The sequence below is a fragment of the Streptomyces pratensis genome, assembly GCF_037137275.1.
Taxonomy (GTDB): domain Bacteria; phylum Actinomycetota; class Actinomycetes; order Streptomycetales; family Streptomycetaceae; genus Streptomyces; species Streptomyces pratensis_B.
This window is the reverse complement of sequence record NZ_JBBBEN010000058.1, coordinates 1-12,692: the sequence shown is the minus strand read 5'-3', so window position 1 is coordinate 12,692 and position 12,692 is coordinate 1. Positions and strand designations below refer to the sequence as shown.

Sequence of the window (12,692 nt, the reverse complement as noted above, 5' to 3'; positions counted from 1 at the left end):
CAACCGGTGCGCAGTCCTCCGTTTGTGCCTCTTGTCCCAGCCTCGGGCGGCGTGTGCGGCGCTGCCGACGGGCAGGCTCCGGGCCCCGCTGCTCAGCCTGCGGAAACTTCCGGGCTCGCCCGCCCCCGAGGAAGGCGGGATACCGCCCTTGCCCCGCCCCGTCCGGTCAGATTGTGTGTCGCGTCGCTGCCAGGCGGTGTTCGGGCCCAAGCGCCGGGACAGCCGACGAAGAGCGCAGGACGACCGGGGCGTGCGCGTACTCGGCCGGAGGCGGAACAAGGCGGCGGACGATGCACCGGCCCCGGGCCCCGCGGCAGCCGGCCGACCCCTTCCGGCACCTGGCGGTCCCGGCCCCGACAGCCCTCGGTACCTGCCTTTCGCGTGGTCACGGCCGCGGGAGGGGGCGCGGCGATGAGTTTCGGCGGCGTGCCGGGTCCCATAAGAGTGACGGCCACCGAAGCGCAAGCGGAGGGATCGCCCGTCTGTACGCACACAGACCAACCCGTAGCGGGGAGACGACGTGACCGCGACGTACACCTTCGACGTCTTTTCCAGCCTCGACGGCTACGGTGCCGCCGGAGCCGACTGGTCCGGCTACTGGGGCAGACAGGGCCCGGAGTTGTTCGACCACCGCCTCGCCCTTCACGGGGCGGAGCAGCGGATGGTCTTCGGGGCCAACACCTACCGGGCCTTCGCGCGGATGCCGGCCGAAAGCACAGAGGAGTCCGAGGTGCCGTTGCGCTCGCACGGCAGCCTGTCGTTGAACCGGGCGCTGATGGCCGCCGGCCTGGTCGACCGCGTGCAGGTCACGCTGTTCCCGGTCATCACCGGGCGGACCGGTCTGGACCCGGTCTTCCGAGGCGCGGCCGACTTCGACCTGGAACTGGTCGAGAGCCGGACGCTGGACGGCCACATGCAGGAGCTCGTCTACCGGCCCACCCTCCACTGACCCGCGGTCGCAAAGAAGGGAGGGGCGGCAGCCGTGTCCACATGCCCGCGCCGTGCGTGCGAAGGGGAGGGTGGTTGGGTTCCCCACCCGGAGGGCCCGGCCGGGCGGAGCACTTCCGGCCGGGCGGCGCCCGACGGGGCGGAGCACAGGGCCCGGCCGAGGTCCGCCGGCATGACGCGGCCCCGGTGCCGTACGGCATGGACGGAGCTCACCTCTTGACGTCTCGGCGACCCGCGGGCGGCTTGGCCGGGTGTGAGGTGCGTGGTGTCGACGACCTCGGCCTCGTCGTGCAGCCACGTGCGGGTGCCGATGCCAGTACCGGGCGCACGCGCATCTCGCCCGAGCGGGAATGACGCGAGGGCGACCGCCGCTCCGCGTTGACCCCGGCCGTGCCGGGGGCGGGGCTGGTCGCTGGGCCCGTCCCTTCCGCCGGAGTTCACAACCGCCGACCCTCTGCGACGCCCACGGCAGACTCCGGGGGTGGGGGACACGCGGCGGCCCGGGAGCCTTTGCGATGTGTACGCCGCCTGCGCGTCCTCGGGAGACCCGCGCGACCTCACGCGCTGCTCACGACCCCTCGCCCCCATGCTGTCGGGTGGTGCCCGGCGTGTCCCTGAGGCCTGCGGACGCCGCACACCTCAGGGACTGCCCGTGAGCGCCGGGCGACGGCTCCTGCCTTTCCTTGACCCTCAGAAACGTGATCGAGTTGGCGGGAAACGTGTAGGTGAAGGTGTTCGACACCTCGGCCAGGGTCGACTTCACCGGGGCGACTGGGGTGGCGGTCTCGCTGTTCACGGCGGTCGGTTCGGCCGCCAGGGTGGTCACTCGTGCCCGGGGCGCCACCCGGAGCCCGCCGAGGTCGATCCTGGTGGGCGCGTCGGCCGCCTGGGCGTTCACGACCTTGACGATCAGGTCACCGGTCGCCTGGTCCCGTGTGACGACCTGGCGGAACGGTTCGGCCACCTGGTCGTCGGTGAAGGAGCCCCACTCCTGGCCGTCCAGGTAGAGGGTCACCTGTCGTCCGCGGACCTTGACGTTGATGTCGTAGGCCCGTCCGGACTCGATGGTCCCGGGCTTGGTGACCAGCGTCGACTTGACGCCGTTGTCCGCGCGCTCCACCCCGTGCGCGGTGTTGCCCCAGCCGCCGAGGTTCCACCAGTAGTAGTTGCCGGTGTCCTTGACGCCGAAGGCGATCAGGAACCCTTCACTGCCCGCCTGCTTGGTGGCCCTCACGTGCAGGTCGTAATCGTGCCAGGCACGGTCGCCGGCGGTGACCGTGGTGTTCTCGGCGGCGACGTCGGTCTGGGCGTACTGCCCGTCCCGGACGGTCCAGCTGCCGCCGCCGGTGTGGGTCCACGCCGAGGGAGCGGCGGAGAAGTCGTCGGTCAGCAGGCTCCTGCCGTCCGCGGCGGTCACCTGGACGTCGTCGTACGAGGCGGCCGTCGCCCAGGTGGAGAGCCCGACGGCCCCGGCGATCGGGCCGCTGACGGTGGGTGTGGAGGTGGCCTCGGAGGGGACGACCCGGTCTCCCCTGTTGTTCATGAACAGCTTCTGGACCTCGTAGTTGGCCGAGCCCCAGCTCGATCGGTTGTTGAACCAGATCAGGTTGGGCCGCCACTGCACGTAGTCCTCGTTGGCGAGGACGGGCGCGTAGGAGGCGAGCTTGACGAGGTCCGCGTTGCGCTCCAGCCCGGTCATGAACGCGGCCTCGGCAAGGCCGTTTCCGAAGGTGTTGCCCCGGGAGGCGTACTCCCCGAGGAACACCTGGGGGCCGGAGCGGTCGTAGGCGTCGTAGCGCTTGTTGTTCTCCAGGAACCACTGGGGGCTGTTGTAGTAGTGCTCGTCGACCATGGCCACGCCGGCGTCCCGGTTGAGCTGCCAGAGGGTGTCGAAGGTGGCTCCGGAGGAAGCCGGGCCGGAGTTGGAGATCACCGTGATCCCGGGGTGCTTGGCCTCGATGGCCGCCCGGAACTGCGTGAAGCGCTCGAAGAACTCCCGCGGCAGGTTCTCCTCGTTGCCGACCTGGATGTGCGTGAGTCCGAACGGACTCGGGTGGCCCATGTCGGCGCGCTTACGGCCCCAGGTGGAGGTCACCGGTCCGTTGGCGAACTCGATGAGGTCCAGGGCGTCCTGGACATGACGCTTGAGCAGCACGTCGTCGACGACGGCCCGATTCTGGCCGCAGCCCGTGACCAGAGCGGGAACGACCGGAACGGGCATGGCTCCGACGTCCTCGGCGAAGCGGAAGTACTCGTAGTAACCGAGGCCGTAACTCTGGTTGTAACCCCAGAAGTTCGCGTTGGTGGCACGCTGCTCCACCGGCCCGATGGTGTCCTTCCACTGGTAGGAGCGCGCCCGTTGCCAGCCCGATTCCTCGTTGTAGCCTTCCATGGAGCCGGTGTTGACCAGGCAGCCGCCGGGGAAGCGGAGGAAGCCGGGCTTGAGCGCGGCGAGCTTCTGCGCGAGGTCCTTGCGCAGGCCGCCCGGCTGCCTCTTGTAGGTGTCACGAGGGAAGAGCGACACCTCGTCCAGAGCTGCGGCGCCGGACGAGGCGACGGCGAGTCGGCCGGTCGTGGTGTCGCGCGTCGCGGTGAACGTGGCGCGGTACTTCTTCCAGCCGCCCCTCACTGCCTTCTGCCTGGTGGTGGCCAGTGCGCCACCCGCGTCCTTGAGAGTGAGCGTGAGGGTGGTTCCGGCTTCGGCGCGGGCCCACACCGAGAAGTCGTACTTCGCTCCGCTCCTCAGCGACAGGCCGCTGTTGTAGCTGGAGTTGGTCAGCGTCGTCCCCGCCGCCACCCGGGCGTAGTTGCGGTTGTTCTCGTGGAGCCGCCCGTCGTCGTTCACGACCGTGGCGGAGCCGTCGACGTCCCAGGACGTCAACGGCGTGTAGGCGCGGTTGTCGGCGGTGGAGTACTCGAAGGATCTGTTCTGTACGAGTTCGGCGTACAGGCCTCCGTCGGCGGCCCGGTTGATGTCCTCCAGGAAGAGGCCGTACATCGTGTCGTCGATCGCGGCGCCCTGCGCCTGCGGGTCCACGGTGATGGCGTAGTCGGCGGCGGATGCCTCGCCGTGTGCGGGGGCCGGCACGACGGCCGCGGCGACCAGCACTGCGGCGGCCGTCACGCCCAGCCTGAGGCGTGGGCGGGTGAATCTGCGGGGCATGGGTCCTCCGTGTCGTGGCGCCGAGGTGCGCCGGTTGGAGTGGGCGTACGAGGTGCCGGTGGGGCGGACACGCGCCACCGGGCTGATGGTTCACGGGGGCTGCGGGGCCCGGGTGCGACGCTCACCGGGCCGGCTCCGGGTACCGCGGCCGGCTACGCCGGGACGTGCCGCGGTGAGCGGTGCTCGGTGTCCACCGCCGCGGGGAGGTGAGAGCTGCACCTGACCGGCGGTCCGCCCCGACGGAGAGACGAACGAGGCCCATGACGCGATGCGTGCACCGAAAGTCACGGGCAGTCGCCCCGCACTTCCGGCCTGCCACACTCGTGGCGTCATTTTCGGCCGGGGGGAGTCTTCCCACTGGCGGAGCGGACAGCCGAACGGCACCCGAGCAGCGCGCCCCGGTGGCCTTTCGCGGCTCTTGTCACTCACTCGGCTCCCACCACTTCCAGAATGAGGCGCCCCCGGCAGAGAAAGTCGGGCTGCCGGCTCGCACGCTGCCGACAGAGGCGTCGCACGACCCGATGTTCGCCATCGAATTGTGAGCGCTAACCCAATCCCAACTCAAGTCCTGCGCAACAGGTTTGGCGTAGCGACACGATTTTCGAGAGAGAACATGTGAGCGCAAACAGTCCTACCCTTCCCCAAATCCCTTCCGCGCGCCCCGGGCACCGCTCGGCGTGAGCACCCACCTGCTCCCGCCGAGCGGTTGAAGCGCTCGCCGGGAGCAGGCCGACGACGGCACGGGCCGGATGGCCGCGCCCTCACACCGGGGCCGCCGACCAGGGGCCGACCCAAGAAGGGCGACGAGAGGCGGTCAAGCCCTCGACACGGGTGCCGTTCGACCGCCGACGGGGCGGATCTGGGGGCGTACGCACGCCCCGCTTCACACCCCCTCAGGGCACTGGCCAGGCCTCAGGAGCGTTGTTATCGTTAACACACGTGGGCTGCCCTTGCCCGGCCCGTTGCGCTCGACCGAGCAGGGCCGTCTCGCCGACCACGGCGCCGCGGCTGTCGACAGACCTCTCAACCCCTACTACCGACGGAGATGGCGGCGCAGGTCAGTCCTCGCCCCCTCCGGCTACGTCCCGCTGTGGCTAAGGAGCCCCATGAACCCCTCCCCGCCCCCTTTCGCCGGCGGCCCTCCGGTCTGTCGCCCCGACCCGGCGGTCGGGGAACGCTGGACCTTCGGCTTTCCCGACGGGCTCACGGCTGAGGTACACACGCACGGCGCCCGCATCCACGGCCTGTGGGTTCCGGACCGGCACGGTGACGCGGCCGATGTCGTCCTCGCCCCCCGCGACCCGGCCGAGTCGACCGCCGCCGCGCGGTACTTCGGCGCCACGGTGGGACGGTACGCCAATCGCATCGCCCACGGCCGGTTCACCCTGGACGGCAAGCCGTACCAGCTGACCACCCAGGAGAACGGCCACTGCCTGCACGGCGGGAGGGACGGGTTCGACACCCGGATCTGGGAAGCGGAGAGCGTGCACACTCCGGAGCGGACCGGCGTGCTCCTGCACCTCCACAGCCCCGACGGCGATCAGGGATTCCCGGGGAACCTCGACGTCACCGTCAGCTGCCTCATAGGACGGAACGGCGAACTCACGCTCTCCTACGCGGCGGTCACCGATGCGGCCACCGTCGTCAACCTCACCAACCACGCCTACTTCAACCTTGAGGGCGAGGGCGCCGGCGACGTTCTCGGTCACGAGCTGACCGTCGACGCGTCCCACTACACACCGGTCGGCCACGACCTCATCCCCCAGGGGGAGCATCGCCCCGTCTCCGGCACGGCGTTCGACCTCCGCCGGCCGCTCAAGCTCGCAGAGGCGCCGGCCCGCACCGACCGTCGGCCCGGGGCAGGCGACGCGGGGTACGACCACAATTTCGTCCTGGCCCCGGACAGCGACGGCACACTGCGCCGGGCGGCCGCCCTCCACGCGCCGACCACGGGCCGGTGGATGGAGGTACTCACCACCGAGCCCGGCCTTCAGGTCTACACCGGCGGGCAGTTCGACGGAACCGTCGTCGGCAAGAGCGGAGCGCCCTACCGGGCCGGCGCGGGCATCGCGTTGGAGACCCAGCACTTCCCCGACTCTCCGAACCGCCCCGGCGACCCGTCCACGGTGCTGCGGCCCGGCGACGAGTACCGGTCGAGGACCGTCCTGCGTTTCGGTATCCGCGACTGACCGGACAGGGTATGCGAGGTGGCTGTGCCCGCCGGTCGGATCACCGGCGGGCACAGCCGCCTCTGGGGCGGTCAGACGCCCGCTCTGCGCCTGTTCCACACGTCGAAGCCGACCGCCGCGAGCAGGACGAGGCCCTTGATGACCTGCTGCCAGTCGGTGCCCACCCCGACCAGGTTCATGCCGTTGTTGAGCACGCCGAGGACCAGGCCGCCGATGATGGCGCCCGCCACGGTTCCCACACCACCGCTCATCGACGCCCCTCCGATGAACGCCGCGGCAATGGCCTCCAGCTCGAAGTTCACTCCCGCCTTGGGCGAGGCCGCGTTGAAGCGCGCCGCGAAGACGAGTCCGGCGAGCGCCGCGAGCATGCCCATGTTGAGGAAGACCGCGAAGGTCACCTTCTTGTCCTTGACCCCGGACAGTTTCGCGGCGGGCAGGTTCCCTCCCACCGCGTACACGTGGCGGCCGATCACCGCGTTGCGCATCACGTATCCGAAGCCGACCAGGAGCACCGCCAGTATCAGAAGGACGACGGGAGCGCCCTTGTAGCTGGCGAGCAGCAGGGTCGTGACCAGGACGGCGGCGGCCAGGGCCGTCACCTTCAGCGCGAAGAGACCTGTGGGGAGCGATTCCAGCGCGAACTCGCGCTGACGTCGACGGTCTCGCACCTCCTGGAACACGACGAAGGCGATCAGCCCCAGACCGAGGAGGAGGGTCGGGTTGTGGTAGTTCGTCTGCGGCCCCGCTTCCGGGAGGAAGCCGTTGGCGATCTTCTGCAGCCCCTCCGGGAACGGGCCGAGTGTCTGGCCCTGGAGGAAGATCTCCGTGAGCCCCCGGAAGAGGAGCATGCCGGCGAGGGTCACGATGAACGACGGTATGCCCACATACGCGATGAAGAACCCCTGGAGCGCTCCGGCGACGGCTCCCAGCAGGAGGGCGAGGATCACCGCGACGGGCCAGGAGACCCGGTGCTCGACCATGAGCACCGCCCCCACGCCGCCGACCAAGGCCATCAGCGAGCCTACTGACAGGTCGATGTGCCCGGAGATGATGACCATCATCATGCCGATGGCGAGGATGAGGATGTAGCTGTTCTGCAGCACCAGGTTGGACACGTTGCGCGGAAGCAGGAGGTCGCCTCCCGTCCAGACCTGGAACAGGAGGACGATCAGGCCGAGCGCGAGAAGCATCCCGTACTGGCGCATGTTCCGTCGGACGCCGGCCAGAAGCGCACGAGCCACGTGCGCCCCGGGGGGCGGGGCGGAGCCGCCCCCCGGGGGCGCCGGAGTGGTCGTGTTCGCAGGGGCGGGGGTGCTCATTCCTGGTGTCCTTCGCTGGGGATTGCGGTGCCTGCGCCGGCTGCCGACGGTGCGGGGAGTTCCTGCGTCATGTGCCGCATCAGCACTTCCTGGGTGGCGTTCTCGCGGGCGACCTCACCGGTCAGCCGGCCGGCGGCCATGGTGTAGACCCGGTCGCACATGCCGAGCAGTTCGGGCAGCTCGGAGGAGATGAGGAGGATCGCCTTGCCCTCTGCGGCGAGACGGTCGATCACGGTGTAGATCTCGAACTTGGCCCCCACGTCGACGCCACGCGTGGGCTCGTCGAGGATGAGCACGTCCGGTCCGGCGAGAATCCACTTGCTCAGAACGACCTTCTGCTGGTTGCCGCCGGAAAGACGGCCGACCGGTTCCAGGACGTTCGGAGTCTTGATGCCCATGGTCCGCCGGTACCGTTCGGCGACTCTGCGCTCCTCGTGGGCGTCGACGATGCCGCGCCGGGAGAGGGAGCCGAGGGACGCGAGCGAGATGTTCCGGCTCACGGAGTCCTCCAGGTTGAGGCCGTAGTGCTTGCGGTCCTCCGTGACGTACGCGATGCCGTTGGCAACCGCCTCTGGGACCGTGCGGGTGCGCACTGCTCGGCCGTCCTTGAGAACGGAGCCCTGCTCGTAGCGGCCGTAGGAGCGGCCGAAGACGCTCATCGCGAGCTCCGTCCGACCGGCGCCCATGAGTCCGGCCACGCCGACGATCTCCCCGCGGCGGACCTGGAGCGAGACCCGGTCGACGACCTTGCGGCTCTGGTCCAGGGGGTGGCGTACGGTCCAGTCCCGGATCTCCAGGACCGGGTCGCCGTCGGCCGGCCCCTCGTACGGTGTGCGGTCGGGAAACCGGCTGTCCAGGTTCCGCCCCACCATGCCTCGGATGATGCGGTCCTCGGTGGTGGCGGAGTCCCCGACGTCCAACGTCTCGACGGAACGCCCGTCGCGGAGGATGGTGACGGAGTCGGCGATCTGCGCGATCTCGTTGAGCTTGTGCGAGATGAGGATGGCAGTGATGCCCTGGTCCTTCAGCTCCCGCATCAGCCGCAACAGTTTCGCGCTGTCTTCGTCGTTCAGGGCGGCGGTGGGTTCATCGAGGATCAGCAAGCGGACGTCCTTCGCCAGCGCCTTCGCGATCTCCACAAGCTGCTGTTTGCCGACGCCGATGTCGGCCACCCGGGTCTCGGGGCGCTCATCGAGACCGACCCGCCGCAGCAGTTCCTTGGCGCGCCTCAGCGCTTCGTGCCAGTCGATGACTCCGCGTCGCGACGGTTCGTTCCCCAGGAAGATGTTCTCGGCGATGGACAGATGGGGAACGAGCGCGAGCTCCTGGTGGATGATGACGATCCCGCGCCGCTCACTGGCCCTGATGTCCTTGAAACGGCACGGTTCACCGTCGAAGAGGATCTCGCCCTCGTAGGTGCCGTGCGGATGCACGCCGGACAGGACCTTCATCAGCGTCGACTTGCCGGCGCCGTTCTCTCCGCACAGGGCGTGGACCTCACCGCGCTTCACGGACAGGGTCACGTCCGACAGAGCCCTGACCCCGGAGAAGGTCTTGACGATGGCCCGCATCTCCAGCACCGGGCCGGTCCGATCCCTGGGCGAAGAGGAGGGCGAGGCGGGCGCGGCGGAGCTCAACGGAGCTCCTCGGCCTTGATGTAGCCGGAGTCGACCAGGACTTTGCGGTAGTTCGACTTGTCGACGCTGATCGGGTCGAGCAGGTAGGCAGGAATGACCTTCTTGCCATTGTCGTAGGTCGTCTCGTCGTTGGTCTCGGGCTTCTTGCCGTCGAGGACGGCGGTCACCATGTTCGCGGCGACCTGCGCCAGTGCGCGCGTGTCCTTGTAGACGGTCTGGGTCTGCTGATTCGCGATGATCGACTTGACGGAGGCGAGCTCGGCGTCCTGGCCGGTGACGATCGGCAACGGCTTGGCCGGACTTCCGTAGTCGTCGGACTTGAGGGCGGACAGGATGCCGATCGAGATGCCGTCGTAGGGGGAGAGCACAGCGTCGATCCGGGCCGTGGAGTAGGAGGAGGTCAGCAGGTCGTCCATGCGCTTCTGCGCCGTGCCCCCGTCCCAGCGCAGCGTGGTGACCTGGGCGAGCTCGGTCTGCTGCGAGCGTACGACCAGCTGCTTCTTGTCGAGATAGGGCTTCAGCACCTCCATGGCCCCGTTGAAGAAGTACTTGGTGTTGTTGTCGTCGTTGGAGCCGGCGAACAGCTCGATGTTGAAGGGGCCCTTCTTCGCCCCGTCCTTCAACCCCAGCTTCTCGACGATGTAGGTGGCTTGGAGCTTGCCGACCTCCTTGTTGTCGAAGGAGGCGTAGTAGGCGACGTGGGGGGACCCCAGGATGAGTCGGTCGTAGGAGATCACCGGGATGTCGGCGTCGGCCGCCTGCTGCAACACATTGGACAGGGCCTCCCCGTTGATGGCCGCCACGACCAGGGCGTCCACGCCCTGGGTGATCATGTTCTCGATCTGGGCCACCTGCTGGTCGGGGTCGTCCTCCCCGTACTGCAGGTTGGTGAGGAAGCCGCTCTTCTTCAGGCTCGCGGTCATGTTGCCGCCGTCCGCGATCCACCTTTCGGAGGACTTGGTGGGCATGGAGATCCCGATGGTGAGGTCCTTCTTGTCCTTTGACTCCTGACTTCCTCCCTCGCTGTTCTGTCCGCAGGCTGTGAGGAGCAGGGCGCAGCTGGTGGTCGCGGCGAGGAGGATGGATGCGGCTCGAAAGTGCGTCATGGGCGTTACCTGGCAATCTCGTCGTTGAGGGTGCTTCTGTCCCGGAGTGGTTCGGCGGCAGCCGGTTTCCTCGCCACACCGGGGCGTCGTCCCGGAGGCGGTCGGGGTCCGACAGCCTCGGCCGAGCTTGATTGTTAGCGCTCGCATCACCGCAGTACAAGAGGAACCGGGCTTTTTCTCACGGTGACGCTCGGCCGTGGGCGCGAAGAAGGGGGCGAAAGTGGGGTATCCCGCAGAGCCCGCCTGCCGGGTCCACGGCCGACCCACCGACAGTCCGCCCCTGACGCATCGGACCGTCACCCGATGCGCCGCCGGCCGCACGCGTGCCGGTGACGCACTGCGAGAGGACGGCGGGCGGCGAGGTCGCACCACCGGCCCACCGCGGCCAGGCGTCGGCGTGCGGGCCGCCCGGACGCACGCGCCTCCGGCCGGAAGGGGGACGCCGCTTTCGGCGTCGAGCCGCGCGTCAGGGGCCACGCCGGTGAACCACGTCGGGGGCGCACGCCCGCCCCCGGACGTACAGGCGCTCGACGCTCCCGCGGCGCGCTCCCCCGCGGTCGGCACGGCGGGTCGCCGTCGAGCAGCTCCGCCGAGACCGACACGGAACACGTCCAGCCGCCCCCGAAAGCCAGGGACCCTCCCCCGCCCCACCGCATCCGCATCCGCATCCGCCTCCGCCTCCGTCGCCCAGTACGAGGGCGACACCGAGACACGGGGCACGCACACCGTCCAGCACCCCCTGGCGCCGATACCGAAGGCGGGCCCCTCTCCCCACGGACGCGCGGCCCGGGGGGCGAGGCCGGCCCGCGCGACCCCGCCCGCGTGCGGGTGTCACCTCGCGCGCGGATCGGGGCGGCCCGCAGGTCCGTACGCCGCCACTCTCACCCCACACGCGCCCCCGCCCGCCCCGTCCGCCGCCCGTCTGACGACCCGCGCCGTTCGCGCCATTCGACGCGTCGGCGCGAAGCGCCCGGGCCGACGGGCGGGCGCCGCGACCGTCGACCCGCCCCGCTGACCGCACCGGCAAAAGTGCGGGAGACTTTTGCCCAACTAGGTTGTGAGCGCTAACAATCATGGCATCATGGGCGCGACCGATGCCGAGCTGTTCCTGCGGCACGCGCCGCTACCGACTGCGGGCCCGACCAGCCGGCCCGGAGAGCTCGTGCGCGCTGACGCCGGTAGATACCACTAGGAGGAGATGCAACTCATGACAGACGCACTCAAGCGCCTCTCCGACGAGGGCGTGGCGATCTGGCTCGACGACCTGTCGCGCAAGCGGATCACCTCGGGCAACCTGGCCGAGCTGATCGATCAGAGTCATGTCGTCGGTGTCACCACCAACCCGTCGATCTTCCAGAAGGCGATCTCCTCGGGCGACGGGTACGAGCAGCAGCTCACCGACCTCGCCGCCCGCGGGGTCACCGTCGAGGAAGCCCTGCGGATGATCACGACGGCGGACGTCCGTGACGCCGCCGACATCCTGCGCCCGGTCTTCGAGGCGACCGGCGGCCAGGACGGCCGGGTCTCCATCGAGGTGGACCCGCGCCTGGCCCACAACACCCGCTCCACCGTCGCCGAGGCCAGGCAGCTGGCCTGGCTGGTCGACCGGCCCAACACCCTCATCAAGATCCCGGCCACCGAGGCGGGTCTCCCCGCGATCACCGAGACGATCGGCCGGGGCATCAGCGTCAACGTGACGCTGATCTTCTCCCTCGAGCGCTACCGCGCGGTCATGGACGCCTACCTCGCGGGCCTGGAGAAGGCGAAGGCCGCGGGCCTGGACCTCTCCGCCATCCACTCGGTGGCCTCCTTCTTCGTGTCCCGCGTGGACACCGAGATCGACAAGCGCCTGGACGCCATCGGCTCCCAGGAGGCCAAGGCCGCCAAGGGCAAGGCCGCCCTGGCCAACGCCCGCCTGGCCTACGAGGCCTACGAAGAGGTCTTCGCGGGCGACCGCTGGGCCGCCCTGGACAAGGCACAGGCCAACAAGCAGCGCCCGCTGTGGGCCTCCACCGGCGTCAAGGACCCCTCCCTCAAGGACACCCTGTACGTCGAGGACCTGGTCGCCCCCAACACGGTCAACACCATGCCGGAAGCGACCCTGGAAGCGGTCGCCGACCACGGCGAGATCACCGGCGACACCGTCGCCGGCGGCTACGACCAGGCCCGCACCGACCTCGACACCCTCAAGAACCTCGGCGTCTCCTACGACGAAGTCGTCCAGCTACTGGAAGACGAAGGCGTCGACAAGTTCGAAGCGGCCTGGAACGACCTGCTCAAGTCGACCCAGGCAGAGCTCCAGCGCCTCACCCCCTCGGAGGACTGACCAC

7 protein-coding genes and 1 pseudogene are annotated in these 12,692 nt (G+C 69.6%); 3 read left to right on the top strand and 5 right to left on the bottom strand.

Translation table 11 applies throughout. The features are described from left to right. The first annotated feature begins 520 nt into the window (after window positions 1-520). Window positions 521-949: a dihydrofolate reductase family protein gene (locus tag V9U70_RS03580; RefSeq protein ID WP_336672955.1), complete on the top strand. Its 429-nt coding sequence runs from the start codon at window positions 521-523 to the stop codon at window positions 947-949. 233 nt (window positions 950-1,182) lie between these two features. Here V9U70_RS03580 and V9U70_RS03575 read toward each other — a convergent pair. Further along, window positions 1,183-1,251: pseudogene (locus V9U70_RS03575) on the bottom strand (ATP-binding protein); the annotation flags it as partial. A 265-nt stretch (window positions 1,252-1,516) separates the two neighbouring features. Beyond that, complete coding sequence (locus V9U70_RS03570; protein WP_336672954.1) at window positions 1,517-4,111, bottom strand: alpha-L-arabinofuranosidase C-terminal domain-containing protein; 2,595 nt, start codon at window positions 4,109-4,111, stop codon at window positions 1,517-1,519. A 1,106-nt stretch (window positions 4,112-5,217) separates the two neighbouring features. Here V9U70_RS03570 and V9U70_RS03565 point away from each other — a divergent pair. Further along, window positions 5,218-6,300 carry an aldose epimerase family protein gene (locus tag V9U70_RS03565; protein ID WP_336672953.1) on the top strand — a complete coding sequence of 361 codons (1,083 nt, stop codon included), beginning with the start codon at window positions 5,218-5,220 and terminating at the stop codon, window positions 6,298-6,300. Window positions 6,301-6,371: 71 nt separating this feature from the next. Here V9U70_RS03565 and mmsB read toward each other — a convergent pair whose 3' ends face one another. The 3 genes from mmsB to chvE all read right to left on the bottom strand — a co-directional run bounded on the left by mmsB (window position 6,372) and on the right by chvE (window position 10,362). Next, complete coding sequence (gene mmsB / locus V9U70_RS03560) at window positions 6,372-7,619, bottom strand: multiple monosaccharide ABC transporter permease (protein WP_336672952.1); 1,248 nt, start codon at window positions 7,617-7,619, stop codon at window positions 6,372-6,374. After that, the gene (gene mmsA / locus V9U70_RS03555) at window positions 7,616-9,190 is read right to left on the bottom strand and encodes a multiple monosaccharide ABC transporter ATP-binding protein (protein WP_336672979.1); all 1,575 of its coding nucleotides are present in this window, start codon (window positions 9,188-9,190) and stop codon (window positions 7,616-7,618) included. The genes mmsB and mmsA overlap by 4 nt, the downstream gene beginning before the upstream one ends. A gap of 62 nt (window positions 9,191-9,252) precedes the next feature. Then, window positions 9,253-10,362 (bottom strand): multiple monosaccharide ABC transporter substrate-binding protein, encoded by a 1,110-nt coding sequence (gene chvE / locus V9U70_RS03550; RefSeq protein WP_336672951.1) that lies wholly within the window; start codon window positions 10,360-10,362, stop codon window positions 9,253-9,255. A gap of 1,207 nt (window positions 10,363-11,569) precedes the next feature. Between chvE and tal the strand changes: the two genes are divergently transcribed. Continuing rightward, entirely contained in the window at window positions 11,570-12,688 is a 1,119-nt protein-coding gene (gene tal / locus V9U70_RS03545) for a transaldolase (RefSeq protein WP_336672899.1), read from the top strand. Window positions 12,689-12,692 lie beyond the last annotated feature (4 nt).

Bases quoted from the DNA above. Each gene is read 5' to 3' on its own strand.
- V9U70_RS03565 (WP_336672953.1), top strand. From the start codon at position 5,218: ATGAACCCCTCCCCGCCCCCTTTCGCCGGCGGCCCTCCGGTCTGTCGC.
- chvE (WP_336672951.1), bottom strand. From the start codon at position 10,362: ATGACGCACTTTCGAGCCGCATCCATCCTCCTCGCCGCGACCACCAGC.
- V9U70_RS03570 (WP_336672954.1), bottom strand. From the start codon at position 4,111: ATGCCCCGCAGATTCACCCGCCCACGCCTCAGGCTGGGCGTGACGGCC.
- mmsB (WP_336672952.1), bottom strand. From the start codon at position 7,619: ATGAGCACCCCCGCCCCTGCGAACACGACCACTCCGGCGCCCCCGGGG.
- mmsA (WP_336672979.1), bottom strand. From the start codon at position 9,190: ATGCGGGCCATCGTCAAGACCTTCTCCGGGGTCAGGGCTCTGTCGGAC.
- tal (WP_336672899.1), top strand. From the start codon at position 11,570: ATGACAGACGCACTCAAGCGCCTCTCCGACGAGGGCGTGGCGATCTGG.